19 protein-coding genes are annotated in these 17,771 nt (G+C 66.2%); 9 read left to right on the top strand and 10 right to left on the bottom strand.

Translation table 11 applies throughout. The features are described from left to right. The first annotated feature begins 172 nt into the window (after window positions 1-172). From V7S63_RS08630 to V7S63_RS08620, 3 genes are all read left to right on the top strand, one after another. Complete coding sequence (locus tag V7S63_RS08630; RefSeq protein WP_091838836.1) at window positions 173-931, top strand: sulfite exporter TauE/SafE family protein; 759 nt, start codon at window positions 173-175, stop codon at window positions 929-931. Between the two features lie 62 nt (window positions 932-993). Then, window positions 994-2,622 (top strand): acyl-CoA synthetase, encoded by a 1,629-nt coding sequence (locus V7S63_RS08625; RefSeq protein WP_336529926.1) that lies wholly within the window; start codon window positions 994-996, stop codon window positions 2,620-2,622. 63 nt (window positions 2,623-2,685) lie between these two features. Beyond that, window positions 2,686-3,669 carry a Dyp-type peroxidase gene (locus tag V7S63_RS08620; protein WP_336529925.1) on the top strand — a complete coding sequence of 328 codons (984 nt, stop codon included), beginning with the start codon at window positions 2,686-2,688 and terminating at the stop codon, window positions 3,667-3,669. 61 nt (window positions 3,670-3,730) lie between these two features. On the opposite strand, the gene V7S63_RS08615 is transcribed toward V7S63_RS08620, so the two are convergent. From V7S63_RS08615 to V7S63_RS08590, 6 genes are all read right to left on the bottom strand, one after another. After that, window positions 3,731-4,633 carry a GGDEF domain-containing protein gene (locus V7S63_RS08615; protein WP_336529924.1) on the bottom strand — a complete coding sequence of 301 codons (903 nt, stop codon included), beginning with the start codon at window positions 4,631-4,633 and terminating at the stop codon, window positions 3,731-3,733. 102 nt (window positions 4,634-4,735) lie between these two features. Beyond that, window positions 4,736-5,833 carry an acetylornithine deacetylase gene (gene argE, locus V7S63_RS08610; RefSeq protein ID WP_336529923.1) on the bottom strand — a complete coding sequence of 366 codons (1,098 nt, stop codon included), beginning with the start codon at window positions 5,831-5,833 and terminating at the stop codon, window positions 4,736-4,738. 6 nt (window positions 5,834-5,839) lie between these two features. Then, on the bottom strand, window positions 5,840-6,778 hold the full coding sequence (locus V7S63_RS08605) for a DMT family transporter (RefSeq protein WP_336529922.1): 939 nt from the start codon (window positions 6,776-6,778) through the stop codon (window positions 5,840-5,842). 8 nt (window positions 6,779-6,786) lie between these two features. Further along, complete coding sequence (locus tag V7S63_RS08600; protein ID WP_336529921.1) at window positions 6,787-7,506, bottom strand: alanyl-tRNA editing protein; 720 nt, start codon at window positions 7,504-7,506, stop codon at window positions 6,787-6,789. A 66-nt stretch (window positions 7,507-7,572) separates the two neighbouring features. After that, a complete protein-coding gene (locus V7S63_RS08595; protein WP_336529920.1) occupies window positions 7,573-8,418 on the bottom strand; it encodes a helix-turn-helix domain-containing protein in 846 nt (281 codons plus the stop codon). A 183-nt stretch (window positions 8,419-8,601) separates the two neighbouring features. Further along, window positions 8,602-8,790, bottom strand: a complete 189-nt coding sequence (locus tag V7S63_RS08590; protein ID WP_091838802.1) for a YdcH family protein — start codon at window positions 8,788-8,790, stop codon at window positions 8,602-8,604. A 228-nt stretch (window positions 8,791-9,018) separates the two neighbouring features. Between V7S63_RS08590 and V7S63_RS08585 the strand changes: the two genes are divergently transcribed. The 5 genes from V7S63_RS08585 to V7S63_RS08565 all read left to right on the top strand — a co-directional run bounded on the left by V7S63_RS08585 (window position 9,019) and on the right by V7S63_RS08565 (window position 12,516). Continuing rightward, window positions 9,019-9,237: a YdcH family protein gene (locus tag V7S63_RS08585; protein WP_091838796.1), complete on the top strand. Its 219-nt coding sequence runs from the start codon at window positions 9,019-9,021 to the stop codon at window positions 9,235-9,237. 101 nt (window positions 9,238-9,338) lie between these two features. Then, a complete protein-coding gene (purE, locus tag V7S63_RS08580) occupies window positions 9,339-9,836 on the top strand; it encodes a 5-(carboxyamino)imidazole ribonucleotide mutase (protein WP_336529919.1) in 498 nt (165 codons plus the stop codon). Beyond that, complete coding sequence (locus tag V7S63_RS08575) at window positions 9,833-10,933, top strand: 5-(carboxyamino)imidazole ribonucleotide synthase (protein WP_336529918.1); 1,101 nt, start codon at window positions 9,833-9,835, stop codon at window positions 10,931-10,933. The genes purE and V7S63_RS08575 overlap by 4 nt, the downstream gene beginning before the upstream one ends. Before the next feature lie 168 nt (window positions 10,934-11,101). Continuing rightward, window positions 11,102-11,359, top strand: coding sequence for a 30S ribosomal protein S21 (gene rpsU / locus V7S63_RS08570; RefSeq protein WP_091838783.1), 258 nt, complete (start codon window positions 11,102-11,104; stop codon window positions 11,357-11,359). Window positions 11,360-11,670: 311 nt separating this feature from the next. Continuing rightward, a complete protein-coding gene (locus tag V7S63_RS08565; RefSeq protein WP_244543937.1) occupies window positions 11,671-12,516 on the top strand; it encodes a tetratricopeptide repeat protein in 846 nt (281 codons plus the stop codon). An 11-nt stretch (window positions 12,517-12,527) separates the two neighbouring features. On the opposite strand, the gene V7S63_RS08560 is transcribed toward V7S63_RS08565, so the two are convergent. The 4 genes from V7S63_RS08560 to V7S63_RS08545 form a co-directional block, all read right to left on the bottom strand. Further along, a complete protein-coding gene (locus V7S63_RS08560) occupies window positions 12,528-13,382 on the bottom strand; it encodes an alpha/beta hydrolase (RefSeq protein ID WP_336529917.1) in 855 nt (284 codons plus the stop codon). Window positions 13,383-13,517: 135 nt separating this feature from the next. Further along, on the bottom strand, window positions 13,518-13,802 hold the full coding sequence (locus tag V7S63_RS08555) for an aa3-type cytochrome c oxidase subunit IV (protein ID WP_091838771.1): 285 nt from the start codon (window positions 13,800-13,802) through the stop codon (window positions 13,518-13,520). A gap of 177 nt (window positions 13,803-13,979) precedes the next feature. Then, window positions 13,980-14,588 carry a hypothetical protein gene (locus tag V7S63_RS08550; protein WP_336529916.1) on the bottom strand — a complete coding sequence of 203 codons (609 nt, stop codon included), beginning with the start codon at window positions 14,586-14,588 and terminating at the stop codon, window positions 13,980-13,982. 56 nt (window positions 14,589-14,644) lie between these two features. Next, entirely contained in the window at window positions 14,645-16,009 is a 1,365-nt protein-coding gene (locus tag V7S63_RS08545; RefSeq protein WP_336529915.1) for an ABC1 kinase family protein, read from the bottom strand. 484 nt (window positions 16,010-16,493) lie between these two features. Here V7S63_RS08545 and V7S63_RS08540 point away from each other — a divergent pair, with 484 nt between their 5' ends. Beyond that, the gene (locus V7S63_RS08540; protein ID WP_336529914.1) at window positions 16,494-17,717 is read left to right on the top strand and encodes an acyltransferase family protein; all 1,224 of its coding nucleotides are present in this window, start codon (window positions 16,494-16,496) and stop codon (window positions 17,715-17,717) included. The last annotated feature ends 54 nt before the right edge of the window (window positions 17,718-17,771 follow it).

Here is a 17,771-nt window from a genome sequence, read left to right as displayed (position 1 = left end):
AGAGCTGAGCTCCGGGCTGGCCGTCTGCGGGCCGGATTTGGCGCGGGATCGTGACCATGTCCGCCGCTTGCGTGCAAGCACCGCGATCTCAGACTTTCAGCGCAACCGCATGGGCTGCGTTGCACATCCCGCGCATCCCCGCCTTTGCCGAGGCCATGGCCTTCGACCCGACATGACCTTCGACCTCACCTTCTTCGCCGTCATGGTGCCGGCCGTCATCCTGATGGGGCTGTCCAAGGGCGGCTTTGCGGGCCTCAGCCTGCTCTCGCTGCCGCTGATGGCGCTGATCGTCTCGCCTGTGCAGGCGGCGGCGATCATGCTGCCGATCCTGATCATCCAGGACGTCGTCACCGTCTGGTCCTATCGCCGGGACTTCGATCGCCGCAACCTCGCGACGCTGATCCCCGGCATGCTGCTCGGCGTGCTCGCCGGCTATCTCCTGGCGGCCAAGGTCTCCGACGCCGTCGTCGGCCTCGCTGTCGGGGTGATCTCGATCGGCTTTGCGCTGCGCCGTCTCCTCGCCGGCAAGACCGCGGCCCTCCCGGTGACGAGGGCGAACTATGCGGCCGGCACGCTCTGGGGCGCGATCTGCGGCTTCACCAGCATGATCGCCCATGCCGGCGGGCCGCCCTTCCAGATTTATGTGATGCCGCAGCGCCTGCCGCCGGCGGTTTTCGTCGGCACCGGCGCGCTGTTCTTCGCGCTGATGAACTGGATCAAGGTGCTGCCCTATTTCGTCCTCGGCCAGTTCAGCCACCAGAACCTGATGGCTTCGGCAGCGCTCGCGCCTGTCGCGATCCTCTCGACCATCGCCGGCGTCTGGCTGGTCCGGCGCGTCCCGGCCGAGCGCTTCTACACCATCATCTACTGGCTGCTGATCGCCGTCGGCGTGAAACTGGTCTTCGACGGCCTGCGTCCGCTCTTCGGCTGATTGCCGGAGGCGAAGCGCGCTTCTAGGCTGTCCGGCAACAACCGCCGGGAACGCCGAACGCCATGCCGCTCTCACCTTACGACACCGATCTCGATCGCAACCCGGCGAACTTCCAGCCGCTCTCGCCGCTGCCCTTCCTCGAGCGCGCCGCCAGCGTCTTCCCTGACCATGTCGCCGTCATCCACGGGCCGCTGAGGCGGACTTATGCCGAGCTCTATGCCCGCACCCGCCGGCTCGCCTCGGCGCTGAAGCAGCACGGCATCGGCAAGAACGACACGGTCGCGGCGATGCTGCCCAATACTCCGGCCATGCTCGAATGCCATTACGGCGTGCCGATGTGCGGCGCCGTCCTCAACACGCTCAACACCCGCCTCGACGCCGCGATCATCGCCTTCTCGCTCGACCATGGCGAGGCCAAGGTGCTGATCGCCGACCGCGAGTTCTCTGGGACGGTCAAGGAGGCGCTCTCCCTCTGCAAGGCGAAGCCGCTGGTCATCGACTATGACGACCCGGTCTATGCCGGCCCGGGCGAGCGCCTCGGCAGCGTCGAATACGAGGATTTCCTCGCGCAGGGCGATCCCGATTTCGACTGGGTCATGCCGTCGGACGAGTGGGATGCGATCGCGCTGAACTACACCTCCGGCACCACCGGCGATCCCAAGGGCGTGGTCTACCACCATCGCGGCGCCAACCTGCTCGCGACCTCGAACGTGCTCACCGGCGGCATGGGTCGGCACCCGGTCTATCTCTGGACCCTGCCGATGTTCCACTGCAACGGCTGGTGCTTCCCCTGGACGATCTCGCTGCTCGCCGGCACCCATGTCTGCCTGCGCCAGGTCCGGGCCAAGGCGATGTACGATGCGTTGGCCGACCATGGCGTCACCCATATGTGCGGCGCGCCGATCGTGATGTCGACGCTGCTCAACGCGCCCGATGCCGAGCGCCGCAGCTTTCCCCAGAAGGTCAACTTCTTCACAGCCGCCGCGCCGCCGCCCGAGGCCGTGCTCGCCGGCATGGCGCAGGCCGGCTTCAACGTCGTCCATCTCTATGGACTGACGGAAGTCTACGGTCCCGCCGTGGTCAACGAATGGAACGGCGCCTGGGACGCGCTGCCGGGCGGCGAGCAGGCGGCGCTGAAGGCGCGCCAGGGCGTGCGCTATCCGGCGCTGGAAGGGCTCGACGTGCTCGATCCCGAGACGATGCAACGCGTGCCGCATGACGGCGAGACGCTGGGCGAGGTCATGTTCCGCGGCAATGTCGTGATGAAGGGCTATCTCAAGAACCCTAAATCAACCAAGGCCGCCTTCAAGGGCGGCTGGTTCCATTCCGGGGATCTCGGCGTGATGCATCCCGACGGCTACATCCAGCTCAAGGACCGCTCCAAGGACATCATCATCTCCGGCGGCGAGAACATCTCCTCCATCGAGGTCGAGGATGCGCTCTACAAGCACCCCGCCGTGCAAGCCGCCGCCGTCGTCGCCCGTCCCGACGAGAAATGGGGCGAAACCCCCTGCGCCTTCGTCGAGCTGAAGCCGGGGCAGGCAGCCACGCAGGACGAGATCATCGCCTGGTGCAAGACCCTGCTCGCCTCGTTCAAATGCCCGCGGACCGTGGTCTTCGTGGAAGTCCCGAAGACCTCGACCGGCAAGATCCAGAAATTCAAGCTGCGCGAGATGGCGCGGGCTCTGTGAACGGGCGGTAACACAGCCGTCGGATGTCCGCAGTTCTTTCTGAAGCGATTTGGAGCAGCCGCGATGACGGGCAGGAGCTGGGACAGGGTGCCGATCGAGGCGCAGAGCATCGACGCGCCCCTGTCGCGCGCCGCCGTCTTTCTCGTGGTCACCGTCGCAGGCGAGCAAGCCGCGCTGACAAAGGCATGCGCGGCGCTCGACGGCCTGGACGATCTCGTCAAGACCGTCGGATTTCGCGACCTTGGTGCTCGCCTGTCCTGTATCGTCGGCATCGGCCACGGCCTTTGGAACCGTCTCGACCCTGGCAGGTTGCCGCGGGAGCTCAAGCCCTTCACACCGATCGCGGGCGCGGTCCACGACGCCCCTTCGACGCCGGGCGACCTGCTCTTCCATATCCGCTCGGAACGCCCCGACCTCTGCTTCGAGTTCGAGCGCCTGCTGCTCGACAGCCTCGGCGACTGCGTCACGGTCGTCGACGAGGTCTCGGGCTTTCGCTATTTCGATGCGCGCGATCTTCTGGGCTTCGTCGACGGCACCGCCAATCCCACCGGTCTCGACCTGCCGGCATCGGCGCTGGTCGGCGACGAGGATGCCGATTTTGCCGGCGGCAGCTACGTCGTCATCCAGAAATACCTGCACGATCTCAAGGCTTGGGCGCAGGTTCCGACGCCGCTCCAGGAAGCGATCATCGGGCGCACCAAGATCGACAATGTCGAGATCGACGACGACGACGCGCCGCGCAAATCGCACAAGTCGCTGGCCACGATCGTCGACGCCGACGGCAACGAGCACGACATCCTGCGCGACAACATGCCGTTCGGCCGGCCTGGCCAGCGCGAGTTCGGCACCTATTTCATCGGCTACTCGCGCTATCTCTGGGTGATCGAGACGATGCTGCAGCGCATGTATGTCGGCGCCCCGCCGGGCGCCTATGACCGGCTGCTGGATTTCTCGACGCCGCACACCGGCACGACCTTCTTCGCTCCGACGCGCCCGACGCTGGAAGCGCTGGTGCAGGCCACACAGGCGAAGCTTGACGCATCCTGACCGAGCTCGATGATACGGCGTCGTGTTCGCCCGAGACCCGCTTCGCTGGAAAATGCTCCGATCAAGCTGACATCTGTCGGCCGCGCCCACCCATCTTGGCTTCGTAAAGCGCAGCGTCGGCCCTGCGGTAGACTTCCGCCGGCGTATCGCCGGGCCTGATCTGCGTAAGGCCCGCAGAGAACGAATAGTGGAAATTGGGCTGCGACGGCAGGCAGCCAGGCCGTCCGACCTGCTTGAACAGGCGCTCGATCAGGAGTTCGGCAGCTGCGGGCCCGAGTTGCGGCAGCACCAGCATGAACTCTTCCCCACCAACGCGCCCGAAGCTGTCGGCGGGGCGCAGATTCCTCTGCACGCTGGTGGCGAAGTCGATCAGGACCGCGTCACCGAACTGGTGTCCGAAACTGTCGTTGATCTGCTTGAATCGATCAATGTCGAGCAGCACCGCGCAAGCCTCGCCAGCCCAATTCTTGTTCGCCTTTGCGACCGTCTCCTGCAGCACGCTCATGCATTGACGCCGGTTCGAGATGCCGGTCAGCTCGTCCGTCTGCGAAGCCTTGCGCGCACTGTCCCGGTCCTGCCGCAAGCTGCGCTCGCCGGTTCGCAGCTCGGTGATGTCCGAAGCGATGCAGAGCATCCAGCCGGCGGGCGACACCGTCTCGGTCATCCACAGCCAGCGCCCATCGGTGATATCGGTCTCGAAGGCGCGGTACGGGATTTTCCCTCGGCGAGAGCGGGCCGAGGTCAGCCAGTGCTCGAAATCGTCGGTCGTGAAGGCGACGCCGCGGCGCTGCTCGAAATTGCGCCGGACGATCTGCGCCCAGCTGAGGGTCTCGTCCTCGGCTAGGCCATAGGCATCGCGAAAAGCCGCATTCGATCGCCGCAGGATGTCCTGCGGATCGAACAGCGCGACGAGCGTGCCGCTGGTCTCGAAGAGACTGTCGATGATGTCGTCGAACACCGCCATACGCACCGCGTTTCGGCCTCGAACGTTACGCTGGAGTCTTTAGCGGCAGGTAAAATCGGGTCGTCGAAAACGGCATGAACCTTCTGCCGACCGTTGTTCACCTCAAGGTGCGGCAGCCCAGGCGCCGACACGCGCGAGGAAGCGATCCGCGGCATCCAGCTCGGCGATCGCGATCCACTCGTTCGGCTGGTGTGCCTGCGCGATCGAGCCGGGACCGCAGACCAGGGCCGGGATGCCCGCCTGCTGGAAGAAGCCGGCTTCGGTCCCGAACGGCATCGCAAGCGGCGGCCACAGCCCGCCGAGCTCGCGCGCCACCGCTACAGCCGGACTGGCCACTGCGCAATCGAGCGGCAGCACCCGCGCCAGCGGCATCGTCTCGACACTGACACCCGGAGGCAGTCCCGCCACGAAACCCTCCATCTCGGCGAGGACGAAGCCCACGGCAGTTTCGTCGGGCGGCCGGAACTCCCAGACGACCTCGCAGCGTTCGGGAACGATGTTGATGGCGCTGCCGCCGGTAATCCTGCCGACATTGACGGTGGTCCGCGCCTGAGCATCTTGCTTCCCGAAGCCGGCGAGCGCTGCGACGAATGCCGCCGCCGGCTCGATCGCGCTAACGCCGCGGCGCGGATCGCTCGAATGGGCGGCGCGGCCATGGAAGACGCTGCGATAGCCGTAGAAGCCGCGATGGCTGAGCCCGATGCGCATCTGCGTCGGCTCGCCGATGATGGCGAGTGCCGGGCGCGGGCAATGCGCCAGCATGTCGGCGATCAGCGAGGGCACGCCAAGGCAGCCGACCTCCTCGTCATAGGACAGAGCCAGATGGATCGGCCGCCGCAGCTCCCTGACCCGCCAGCCCGGGACGGCTGCGAGACAGGCCGCGACGAAGCCTTTCATGTCGACGGCGCCGCAGCCGTGCAGTCGCCCGTCCCGGCTCGCGAGCGAGAACGGGTCGCTCACCCAGTCCTGATCGTCGACCGGAACGACATCGGTATGCCCGGAGAGGACGATGCCGCCCGATATTTCGGGACCGATCGTCGCCAGGATGTTGGCCTTCTCGCCCGACGCGTCGCTGGTCAGGCGTATCCGCGCGCCCGCACCTTCCAGATAATCCGCGACCCAATTGACCAGATCGAGATTCGAGCGCCGCGAGGTGGTGTCGAAGGCGACGAGCCTGCGCAGGATCTCGGCGGTATCCATGTCGGCCTAAGCGCCCCGCTGCCGTGCCGGCTGCAGCCGCGAGCCTGTCCATTTCCCTGTCGCGAGGAAGAAGCCGGCAAGGATCAGCGCCATGCCGGCGAGATGGAAGCCACGCACCGGCTCGCTCAGGACCGCGACCGCGAGCAGGGCCGTGAACAGCGCGACCAGATGGAACGAGACGCCGGTGACGCTCGGGCCCAGCGTCGCGACGCAGTGCCCCCAGAGGATGAAGGCGATCAGCGAGGCGAACACGCCGATATAGAGAACCGCCGCAACCGAGCCCGCATCGGTCGGGATGTGCGCGCCTTGCGCCAATTCGAACGCCCAGAACGGCGCGAGCACCAGCAGGCCCGCCGCCATCGTCGCGGCCAGGAAGACGAGCGGGCTCAAGCTTGCCGGCTTGCGCCGCAGCAGGACGGAATAGATCGCGTAGTTGGCGACGGCGATGAGCACCAGGAGCTCGCCGCCATCGGCCCGCAATCTCCCGAGCTGTTGCAGGTCGCCGCGCGCGACGATCCAGACGACGCCGGCGAAGGACAGCGCGATGCCGGCGAGGGTCCGGCCGGAGACACGCTCGACACCGAGCGCGAAAGCCGCGAGCGGCACCATCAGCGGCAGGGTCGAGTTCAGGAAAGCGACGCTGGCGGCCGGCGTCGTCCGCAAGGCGAGATAGCCGAGCGCATTGTAACCGGCGATGCCGAAGGCGCCGCAGGCGGCGATCAGGGCAAGGTGCCGCCGCAGCAACGCCCGCTCCCGCCAGGCTTGCCGGCCGATGAACGGAGCAAGGCAGGCCAGCGCCACGAGCCAGCGCCCGACGGCGAGCGAAACCGGCGGAAAGCTCGGCCCCAATGCGCGCCCGAGCACGAGATTGCCGGCCCAGAACAATGGCGGCAGCCAGAGCAGCAGGAGCGGACGCCCCCAGAGCCCTTTCAGCAGCGTCGACATGGCCGGCCTCACACGCCGTCGAGGCCGATGCGCAGGCGCCGATTGTGCCGGCCCTTGTTGTCGATCTTCAGGATGCGCAGCGGGCGCGACGCTCCCGTAGACGCCAGATGCGTACCGCCGCAGGCCTGGCGATCGAGCCCGGCGATCTCGACGACCCTGATCCGGCCATCGGCCGTCGGCGGCGGCGTGACCGAGCGCGAACGGATCAGGCCGGGCTCGTCGAAGGCCTCGCCCTCGCCGACATGGGTCTCACGGACCGGCAGGTCCTGCCTGATCACATCGTTGATGGCGCCTTCCAGACCGCGCAGGCGCTCATTGTCGGCCTCCGGCAGGTCGAAATCGATCCGCGCCGTGCCGTCCTCATTCATCTGGACGCCGGTGACGAGCGCGCCGTCGAAGCCCTGATAGACCAGCGCATTGACGATGTGCAGATCGGTATGGAGCTCGCGCATGAGCTGCCGGAACGGGCGGTCGACCTCGGCGACCACCGCCCCCGAGAGCAAGATCGGCTCGGCCAGAAGATGCCAGATGCCATCGCCTGCGTCCTCGAAGCCGGCGATCGCGACATCGCCGCCTGACCATTGCAATGTGCCCTTGTCGGGAAGCTGTCCGCCGCCGCCGGGATAGAACGGCGATCGATCGAGCCGGATACGGCCCGGCTCGGCGGCCGTCACGACGGTTTCGAGGGCGAACACCTCCGGCTCGTCCAGGCAGAAATAGCGCGTCACACGAAGACTCCTTTTCGAAGAAGTCTGGGGACGCGGCTTGGAACCGTATTGGCGGAAATTGAAAGATCAGCGGGCGCGGCCGGCAGCGCCCGCCCGCTGATACTGCAAGGGCGTGATGCCGAAGGAGCGCTTGAAGTGCCGCGTCAGGGCGCTCTGGTCATAGAAGCCGCTGGCCAGTGCCGCGTCGGCAATCGGCACGCCGGCCTTCAGCTCTCGGATCGCCGCCTTCAGCCGGAGCTGTGTCAGATAGGCATGGGGCGTCAGGCCGGCCGTGCGTTTGAACAGGCTGATGAGTTGGAACGGGGTCATATCGACCCAAAGCCCCATCTCGGTCAGGCTCAGCCCGCTTTCCGCATGCTGCGAGGCCATCCGCCTGGCCACGAGCGAAAGCGCGGCCTCGTCGCGCGGCACAGTCGGGATCGCGTGGGCGCCGTCGCCATGACGCGCGAAGAGCTGGCCGAAGCTGGCGACGAGGAGTTCGCGCTCTTCGAGCGGATCATGGCCGTCATCCAGGCTGCGATGCAGCCGGCCGAAAGCCGCGATCAGATCGGCGTCACCAATGACATTGCGCATGAAATAGGCCGGGCGATCGATGCCGAGATCGGCCGTGACCTGATCGATGGCGGGTTGCGTCAGATAGAACGAGCGATAGCGCCAGCTTCTGCTCCAGCCCATGCGGCCGGAATGGGGCTCGGCGGGGTTAAAGACGAGCAGCACGCTCTCGCGAGCCTCGTCGCTGCGGCCGCGGCTCTTGAACTCGGAGCCGCCGCTCTCCGTCACTGCGACGACGAAGGCCTCGTGCTGGTGCGGCGCGTAGTCATGCGTGGTGAAATCGGCGTGGAGGCAGCTGAGTCCGTCGACGCCGGTCGCGTTCCAGTAGCGTGCGGTATTGTGCCTATCGACACGGGCCAACGGCGCATTCCTCTCATCTCGGCGCAGTCTCGCACGATCCCTCGATCGCGTCCAAGCCCGGCGTCCGTCAGGGCCGGCCGCAGGTCGCAGCGCTTGTGGTCACAAAAAACCGGCCCCTTTCGGGACCGGTGAAGCGCGTCTTGCGCGAATTCGTCACGGACCGCCGCGGTCCGCTCTGGCATGTCAGTGTAGTGTCGGTGCCGGCATGGTCAGCCGCACGCGCTCGATCTCATCCTTCAGCAGCAGCTTCTTCCGCTTGAGCTCTGCCACGCCGAGATCGCTGGACGAGGGGCTGGCGACCGCCTGGGCGATGGCTTCCTCGAGCTGGCGATGCTTGCGTTCGAGCTCGGCGAGATGTGTCTGCAGCGACATCTGGATCCTCCTGATGAGCGTTCTAGCAAGAGAAGTCTGACACAGAGCCGGCTTCGCGTCTGCGGGGCAGACGTGCACTGCACCATGAGTTTCTGTGATCCCTTCCGGGACCTTTCCCGAGGCGCATGAATGCGAGCGAGCCGGCCCGCATCACGCCAGCGACACCTTGCCGGGCCGCCCGCGCCTGCGCATAGTCGGACGCGATCGCGGCGATGATGAGACGGCTTCATGGGATTCGAATTGAGCGCGGAGGAGATCGAGGTTCTGCAGGCGGAACTCGCGCGGTTGCGTGAGGAACATCGCGATCTCGACAGCGCCATCGATGCGCTCGAACGCCTCGGCCCGATCAACCAGATCCAGATCCAGCGCCTGAAGAAGCGCAAGCTCTATCTGCGCGACCGCATCTCCCATCTCGAAGATCAGCTGACGCCCGACATCATCGCTTAGCCACGGAAAATCCGCAGGAATCCCGATTCGCCGCTTGCCTATGACGCAGCGGCCAGTCTAGATCGCGCGCTTCCTCCCTCCTGCCGGGAAGCGCCGATTTCATGGCCGAGCCGACCCCACCCGTCGCCATCATCATGGGCAGCCAGTCCGACTGGGCGACGATGCGCCATGCCGCAGACACGCTTGCCGAACTCGGCATCGCCTTCGATGCGCGCATCATGTCGGCCCATCGCACGCCGGACCGGATGTATGCCTTCGCCAAGGGCGCCAGGGCAGAAGGCTTCAAGGTCATCATCGCCGGTGCCGGCGGCGCCGCGCATCTGCCGGGCATGACCGCTTCGCTGACGCCTCTGCCCGTGTTCGGCGTGCCCGTCGAATCCAAGGTGCTCTCCGGCCAGGACAGCCTGCTCTCGATCGTGCAGATGCCAGGCGGCATCCCGGTCGGCACGCTCGCCATCGGCAAGGCCGGTGCGATCAACGCCGCCTTGCTCGCTGCTGCCGTCCTCGCCCTCTCCGATGAGGCTCTCGCCGAGCGCCTCGACGCCTGGCGCGCCAAGCTCAGCGCCGCCGTCGCCGAGCGCCCGAAGGACGACGCATGAGCCCGCCCGATCCGCGCGGTCTCGGCCCCGGCGCCGTCCTCGGCATCCTGGGCGGCGGCCAGCTCGCCCGCATGCTGGCGCTGGCCGCCGCCGATCTCGGCGTGCGCGTGCATATCTTCGCGCCCGACGCCGACAGCCCCGCCTATGAGGTCGCCGCGCGCCACACCATCGGCGCCTATGAGGACGAGGCGGCGCTCGCCAGCTTCGCAGATGCCGTCGACGTCGTAACGTACGAGTTCGAGAACGTCCCGGCCGCGACCGCCGCCTTCCTCGCCGCCCGCACCCCGCTGCATCCCGGCGCCCGCGCGCTCGCGGTGACGCAGGATCGCCTCACCGAGAAGCGCTTCGTCGCCGATCTCGGCCTAGCGGTCGCCCCGTTCGAGTCCGTCGACTCGCTCGCCTATCTCGAAAAGGCCGTCGCAAAGCTCGGCCGCCCGGCCGTCCTGAAGACGCGGCGCTTCGGCTATGACGGCAAGGGCCAGGTCAAGATTGCGGACGGCGTCGATCTCGCGCAGGCCTGGGACGAGATCGGCCACTTCCCGGCGATCCTCGAAGGCTTCGTGAAGTTTTCCCGCGAAGTCTCGGTCGTCGCCGCCCGCGCCGCCGACGGCTCCTTCGCCGCCTTCGACGTCTGCGAGAACGAGCATCGCGACCATATCCTGGCGCTGACGCAGGTGCCCGCCCGCATCGGCGCAGCCGCGGCGGACGCCGCGATCGAGGCTGCCCGTCGCATCGGCGAGGCGCTCGGCTATGTCGGTGTCTTCGCCGTCGAGTTCTTCCTGGTCGAGGGCGAAGGCGGCGAGCAGGTCGTCGTCAACGAGATTGCCCCGCGCGTCCATAATTCCGGACACTGGACCAGCGAGGGGGCGCAGACCTCGCAGTTCCACCAGCATGTCCGCGCCGTCTGCGGCTTCCCGCTGGGCGCGACGGCGCGACGCGGGCGCGTCACCATGCAGAACCTGATCGGCGACCAGGCCAACGACTGGCGTGCCATCCTGGCCGAGCCCGGCACGCATCTGCATCTCTACGGCAAGCGCGAGGCGCGGCCGGGCCGCAAGATGGGCCACGTCACCCGCGTCCTCCCCGACAGGGACTGAACGCCGGACCGCTCCGGCCTCCGAAACTCGCGTGTTTTCACGCGTTTTGCGGCGTTGCAGCGTGGACAGCCCCAGGGAATTCTGGTATCCGCACGACCCTCGCGGCGATCTTCCGGACGGGAGGTCGCCGCCCCGATTCCGGACCACCGACAACGACGGACCAAAGACGTGCAGGTTCTTGTTCGCGACAACAATGTCGACCAGGCGCTGCGGGCGCTGAAGAAGAAGATGCAGCGCGAGGGCATCTTCCGCGAGATGAAGCTCCGCGGCCATTACGAGAAGCCGTCCGAGAAGAAGGCGCGCGAGAAGGCCGAGGCCGTCCGCCGCGCCCGCAAGCTGATCCGCAAGAAGCTGCAGCGCGAAGGCCTGCTGCCGGCCCCGGTCAAGCCGAAGCGCCCTGAGCGCCCCGCCCGGCCGGCAATCTGACCACGCGAGAGGCTAGGCCGCTAGCTAGTGCCACTGATATCTACGGGCGCCTGGAGCTTCTCCAGGCGTTGTCGTTTTTGAGAGCAGGATGCGAAGAAGCGGGACCCGATATTTCGCATTAATCCCGCTCTAACTCTTTGATACGAGACGGATTCGGACCTCGATGAAAACGCCTTGCGTTTACATCGAACTCATCCGGCGCTAACTCGTTAACCAAACTTTGTCAGGGCTTGGGCGTTGTGGAGGATGGCGGCGCACCGGGGCGGTGGCGCCGCATGGCAGGCGAGAGTTGTAAGGCGATGGATAAGAGCATGCTCACAGGCAGGAACTGGCTGATCGCGACGGGCCTGGCGCTCGCGCTCGCAGGCTGCGACACGGTGAGCATGAGCTCCGGCGCCGGCGTCGCCGAGCTCCAGACCGAAAACACCGAGGCAGCCAGCGTCAACATCGGCTCGCTCAGCGAGGTGATCAACCGAAACCCGAACGATCCGCAGGCCTACAATACGCGCGGCGCGGCTTACGCCCGCATCGGCCGCTATTCCGACGCCATCTCCGATTTCACCAAGGCGGTGCAGATCGACGCCAATTTCGCGCCGGCCTATACCAATCGCGGCCTGGCGCTGCGCCAGAGCGGGCGTAACGACGCCGCGCTCCAGGATTTCAACCGCGCCACCACCGCCAATCCGAACTACGCCCCGGCCTTTGTCGCACGCGCCAACCTGCTGCGCCTGCAGGGCAACAGCCAGCAGGCGCTGGCAGACCTCAACACCGCGATCCGCCTCAACCCGGAATCGCCCGAAGCCTTCCATGCGCGCGGGCTGGTCTACCAGAAGGAAGGCCAGCATCAGCAGGCCGTCACCGATTTCGACTCGGTGATCGACCGCAATCCCTATACCGCCCCGCCCTATATCGCCCGGGGCGAGAGCCTGAACGCGCTCGGCAAATACGATTCCGCGCTGGAGGACTTCACCGCCGCGCTCAATGTCGACAACCGCAATGCCGCCGCCTGGGCCGGCCGCGGCTTCGCCTTTGAGAAGCAGGGCAAGAAGACCGAAGCGAGCGAGGCCTATCAGCGCGCCCTCGGGCTCGACGGCAACAACCAGATCGCCCGCGCCGGCTCCGCCCGCCTCGGCGGCGGCGGCATGTTCCGCCTCTAAGACAGTCGAGCCTACTGCGCCGCAGCGGTCACCGTCTCGCTGCCCGCCAGCCGGCTGGTGCCGAGATCGGCGAGGAAGCGCCTGATCTCCTGCACCGAGCCATGGGTCGGCAGGTTCCCGTGATTGCCTTCCGGAAAGCGGATGAAGCGTTTAGGCAGATTGGCGAGCGCAAACAGCGCCTCGCCCTGGCTGAACGGGATGACACCGTCACGTTGTCCGTGCAGAACGAGCACAGGAGCTTTGACCTTGCCGATGGCCTCGTCCGAGCGGAACTGGTCATGCATGAACAGCCCGACCGGAACATAAGGGTAGAGTTGCTGCGCCACTGCAGCGGTCGAGAGATAGGGTGCTTCGAGGATCACCGCCTTGAGCGGAACCTCGGCCGCCAGCTTCACCACCACGCCGGTGCCAAGCGACTCGCCGTAGCCGACCAATCGCTCCGCGCCGAAGCGCGTCACGGCCGAGGCATAGGCGGCGCGCGCATCCTGCGCCAAGCCGTCCTCGGTGGGTGAGCCGGTCGAGCCGCCATAGCCGCGATAATTGACCGCGAACAGGCCGGTGCCGTCCTGCGTCAGGGCGCGAAAACGCGCCTGCCGGCTCGGCCGGCCGAAGTTGCCGGCATTGCCGTGAAAGAACAGCAGCACCGGCTTGCCCTCGCGCGGCGGCACCACCCAGGCGACAAGCTTCTCGCCGTCGGCTGCCGTCAGCACCGTCTCCTCGACGCCCGGCAGGTCGGCGCTGGCGATCTCCACCCGGGCCGGATTGCGCGGATACATCATCTCGCGCTGCTTGACGTAGAGCAGCGCCAGCACGGCGCAATAGGCGCAGACCGCGCCGATGGCGAGAAGCTTCAGGATCCTGCGCATCGCCCGCTGGCCTCGGTCATCGCCCAAACGAAAGGGCCGGCATCGAGCCGGCCCTTTACGACGTTCCGATGACGGATGCGCCGGCTCAACTGCGCCGGCGCCTTGACGATTCCGTCAGTGCCAGGCCTCAGCCGCTCAGTAGAGCAGCAGCGCCAGCAGCATGAGGACGAAGGGAACCAGCGTGGCGCGCCAGCCGATCGACGGGGCGGCGATGCCGATGCCGGTGCCGACCAGGGTCAGCAGCGTGCCGATGATGGCCGTGCCCCAGGCGTGCTTGGTGCCGCCGACCGCGAGCGCCGCGACGATGGCGAGGCAGGCGACCGTACCGACCTCGGCGAAATGCACGAAGCCCACATAGGTGCGCTCATGCTCCGGATAGTCCATCTGCGGAATGTCGGAGGCGTGTCCGTGGTCGGCCATGAAGGAAATCCCGATTTCAAACCTTGTCCTGACGCCCTGTAGCGCACCTGAAAAGGGTCGGCAACGGGAGTGCCGGAACGCCGACAGCCATTTTCCGGACGCCGCAGTACAAAGCCACCTGAAAACGCGCAGCGTTGCTGGTTGCAGCGGTTCGGAGCGCCAACAAGGTGGCGCGACTTATGGCAGCAGTTCCGGCGGAACACGGCGCGGATCATAGCCGCGTGGCCGATTCTTCTCCGTCCAGCCATAGAGACCTGCAACAAGAATGCCGCCGGCCAGTGCTGCAGCCAGCATGCCGAGTTCGCCTGAGAGCAGGAGCAGCACCAGCGGCAGCGCCACGAAAAGCAGCCCGGCGATGATCAGCAGCACCTGCATGACCCTCAAGCGCCCCTCGCTAACCCCCGCCGAGAAACGCACCGTGCCGGCGGGCCTCTGTGCCAGCGAGGCATGCAGATCGCGGATGAACGCGGCGTAGACCGGGCTGCGCTGCTCATCGGGAAAGCCGAAGGCGCTGCTGGCGACCACTTGCAGCGGAGCCGATCCTTCGAAGCGGATTTCGCAGGAGCCGAAATCGCCATGCCGGGTGATGTGGGCGACCGTGAGATGCACGCCGCTGATATCGGAAAGCGGCCGCGTCTCCTCGCCGCCGCCATTCGCCCAGAACAAGCGTTCGTCGGTCAGCGCGACGCCTTCATCCGCCAGCTTGAGCGCGAGCCCGCGCGCACCGGGCCGCACGAACAGGCCATAGTCGCGCCGCCGTGCCTCGTCCTTGATCGCATCCGGCATCATGCCCTCCGGCGAGGGATTGTGCCGGACTGGGGTAGAATTGCCGATTCCGGCGATCAGGAGCTGGCGAGCCCGGCCGCAGCCAGCGCCGCGCCCTGCTCGCTCGCCACCCGCTCCACGCTGAAAGCCTCGATCTCCTCCTCGAACAGCCGGTGGAAGTTGAGCTCGGCATCGAGATGCAGGAAGACACCGCCAAGGCCGATCGCAGCGCGGTCCATGAAGACGAATTCGCGCGGCACCGTCACCGGCCCCCGCGCCTTCAGTGCCGAATGGACCTGGAACGCCTGCTTGCGGCCGTATTCAGCCGGGCTGACGCCCTCGGCGATGCGGCGCGTGCGATCCTCCAGCAGCGGGCCGTAGATGAACTTCGCCCAGATGTTGAGGGTGTCGATCAGCTCCTTGTTGAGCCCCTTGAAGCCCCAGACCTCATAGGCATGGACGACGCGGGCCTCTTCTCCTGTGAGCAGGCCGCGATAGAGGTCGACCACGCCGCCAACGAAGCTCGGCGGGAAAATGCGGATGCAGCCATAGTCGAGCAGATTGATGCCTGCCGGCGTGTCGTCCTCGGAGAACACTGTGTAATTCCCGAGATGCGGGTCCCCATGGATCACGCCGTGATGGCTGAACGGGCGCCACCAGGCCCGGAACATCGCGGTCGAGATCCGGTCGCGGACCTGCTGGCTCGCCTGCTTGTGGTTGAGGATCTTGTCGCCATCGAGCCAGCCCATGGTCAGGAGCCGGCGCGTCGACAATTCTGGCACGACATCCGGCACGCGCACCTCCGGCGTCGCCGCGAGCATGCGCTGATAGAGCGCGACATGCTTGGCCTCGCGGCGATAGTCGAGCTCCTCGCGGACGCGGGCGCTGATCTCCTTTGCGATCTCGCTGGTGTCGATGACGGCGCCCATGCGCCTGTGCAGCCCGAACAGGATTTCGAGCTGCGAGATATCGGCTTCGACGGCCGATTCCATGTCGGGATATTGCAGCTTGCAGGCGAGCGGGCTGCCTTCGAGCGACACCGCCCGGTGCACCTGCCCGAGCGAGGCCGCCGCAGCCGGCTTGAGATCGAACTCGGCGAAGCGCTCGCGCCAGCTCGCGCCGAGCTCGGCCTGCATGCGGCGCTTGACGAAGGCGGCACCCATCGGCGGCGCCTCCGATTGAAGCTTCTGCAATTCGGCGGCGTATTCCGGCGGCACCACGTCGGGGATGGTGGCGACGAGCTGCGCCACCTTCATCAGCGGACCCTTCAGCCCGCCCAGCGCCTTGGCCAGCGCCTCGGCATTGGTGGCATTGCGGCCCTCCAGCCCGAACAGCTTGGTGCCGGCGATCCGCGCCGCCACCCCGCCGACATTGGCGCCGACACGGGCATAGCGCGCCGCGCGGGCAGAGAATCGATTCGCTTCGCTGTCGCGTTCGGACATTAGGCACTCACTGACGTCGTGACAGGCAGCATGTAGGGGCTGCGGCGGCCGGTGCCAATGCGGCCATGACTGCAGCGACGCGCCGCCAGCCGCTTTCCGGGCCGCAATCGTGCGGAATCGTCGCCTTTTTCGAACGCCCTCTCTCTAAGGGCCCCGGCGTTCCAAAGTGGTACAATTATTGCTGTGATCGCCATGGCCAGAGAGGCCTGGCAGAATTCAGGCGCTCCCACCGCGGACACGTGAATGGGGCGGCGATCGATCGGAGAGGCTGGCGACAGGCGATACCGCTCGCGGGATCGTCATAGGCGGCGCATGCCAGGGTGTTCAGGCTGTCGCGAAAGCATCGGACCGGAAAGTGGCCTCCACCTTCCCGACAGTCCCGATGCCTCGACGAGGGAACGGGTCACGACCTCGCGTTCGATGGGACGCTTGGCGATCCGGTGTGTGCCGATGCGTTCCTTGCTCCGCTTTCGCTCGAGGATGAATGCGCTCGAACCGGATCGCCGGCTATTATGCGGTCGATGCCGTGCCAGGCTTCCTGGGACGGGCGTCGGACCTCACCCGCACGCATCTGCCGGAACTCACCGGACTGCGCGGCGTCGCGATCCTGATCGTCGTCATCGGCCATTTGCTGCAGCGCGTCGAACGCTTCTACGGTCGCGAAGCACTCAACGTGATCGAGACATCGCTACTCGGCATTCTGGCAACGCCGTTTTCCGGCTGCAGGTTGCTGTTCTGCATAACTGGCTTCACATTGATCTTATATATCGAGAAAGAGGCAAAAAATCATTCGAAAATCGATGACTTTAATCTTCTGAAAAATAGGCTTACGCGGCTATGGCCGCCCTATTTTATCGTTCTATTCGCAACTTTTACAGTGATTTCAATCACGGGATACAGACCTGCTGGTTCATATCAATTTTATGGAGCGCCGGAATCATTATTTCTGAGCTTCGTGACGAGCGCCTTGTACGTTCATGACCTGGCTTTTGATTCGTTTCCGCGTCTTTTCCCACCCGGATGGTTTTTGGAGGTCCACTTCCAATTCCTGATCATCGGGCCGGTCCTGTGGCGATGGTATCGCAGAGCCTCCGGGCGAAACGGCAGGGTGGTGACGAGCCTGCTGTTCCTGACGACGACGGTGCTCGTCGCCATCCTCGCGGAGACATATGGCTCGCGAGGCATCCGGTACTCGCTCCTCGCTTTTCTGCCCTATTTCGCCGTCGGCGCGCTGATGGCGGAATTCACGGCGAGCAGTCGCGGCCGGGCAGTGGATCTCGCCCCGGCGATGAAATGGCCCGTCGGATCGCTGGGGCTCCTGGCGCTCATCCTCCTCGGCACCCCGTGCGGCCCGATATGGTGGCAACTCCCTGCGCAACTCGCCGCTATCGCCGCGATAATGCTCGCCTGCCTGACCGGGCAGTCCGGTTTCCGACGCGCCATGAGCAACCGGGCACTGGCAAGAATCGGCACCGCGTCCTTCTCGATCTATCTGGTTCACCTGCAGGTTCTGCAGATCACCATGCCGATCGTCATCGACCACTACAGACACCTGCCGTTCCTGGCGCTGGTTCTGCTTTGCGCGATCGTCGGTCTGGCGCTCGTGCTGACACTGTCGTTGGGCTTCTATTGGCTCGTCGAACGGCCCTGCGTGGCATTGTCGCTGGGCTCGAAGCGCTGGCCCGGCAGGACGACACGCTTCTCATAGCTTGCGCACCCGCGGGCGCTTTGCGCGGGCAGGTTCGCCAGCATCATCGGCGCG

The sequence above is a fragment of the Allobosea sp. CCNWLY174 genome, from assembly GCF_037120455.1.
GTDB lineage: Bacteria > Pseudomonadota > Alphaproteobacteria > Rhizobiales > Beijerinckiaceae > Allobosea > Allobosea lupini.
This window is presented reverse-complemented; position numbering and strand designations above follow the sequence as displayed.

Coding starts and splice junctions, on each gene's coding strand:
- V7S63_RS08630 (WP_091838836.1), top strand. CDS start 173: ATGACCTTCGACCTCACCTTCTTCGCCGTCATGGTGCCGGCCGTCATC.
- V7S63_RS08625 (WP_336529926.1), top strand. CDS start 994: ATGCCGCTCTCACCTTACGACACCGATCTCGATCGCAACCCGGCGAAC.
- V7S63_RS08620 (WP_336529925.1), top strand. CDS start 2,686: ATGACGGGCAGGAGCTGGGACAGGGTGCCGATCGAGGCGCAGAGCATC.
- V7S63_RS08615 (WP_336529924.1), bottom strand. CDS start 4,633: ATGGCGGTGTTCGACGACATCATCGACAGTCTCTTCGAGACCAGCGGC.
- argE (WP_336529923.1), bottom strand. CDS start 5,833: ATGGATACCGCCGAGATCCTGCGCAGGCTCGTCGCCTTCGACACCACC.
- V7S63_RS08605 (WP_336529922.1), bottom strand. CDS start 6,778: ATGTCGACGCTGCTGAAAGGGCTCTGGGGGCGTCCGCTCCTGCTGCTC.
- V7S63_RS08590 (WP_091838802.1), bottom strand. CDS start 8,790: ATGTCGCTGCAGACACATCTCGCCGAGCTCGAACGCAAGCATCGCCAG.
- V7S63_RS08585 (WP_091838796.1), top strand. CDS start 9,019: ATGGGATTCGAATTGAGCGCGGAGGAGATCGAGGTTCTGCAGGCGGAA.
- purE (WP_336529919.1), top strand. CDS start 9,339: ATGGCCGAGCCGACCCCACCCGTCGCCATCATCATGGGCAGCCAGTCC.
- V7S63_RS08575 (WP_336529918.1), top strand. CDS start 9,833: ATGAGCCCGCCCGATCCGCGCGGTCTCGGCCCCGGCGCCGTCCTCGGC.
- V7S63_RS08565 (WP_244543937.1), top strand. CDS start 11,671: ATGCTCACAGGCAGGAACTGGCTGATCGCGACGGGCCTGGCGCTCGCG.
- V7S63_RS08560 (WP_336529917.1), bottom strand. CDS start 13,382: ATGCGCAGGATCCTGAAGCTTCTCGCCATCGGCGCGGTCTGCGCCTAT.
- V7S63_RS08555 (WP_091838771.1), bottom strand. CDS start 13,802: ATGGCCGACCACGGACACGCCTCCGACATTCCGCAGATGGACTATCCG.
- V7S63_RS08550 (WP_336529916.1), bottom strand. CDS start 14,588: ATGCCGGATGCGATCAAGGACGAGGCACGGCGGCGCGACTATGGCCTG.
- V7S63_RS08545 (WP_336529915.1), bottom strand. CDS start 16,009: ATGTCCGAACGCGACAGCGAAGCGAATCGATTCTCTGCCCGCGCGGCG.
- V7S63_RS08540 (WP_336529914.1), top strand. CDS start 16,494: ATGCGCTCGAACCGGATCGCCGGCTATTATGCGGTCGATGCCGTGCCA.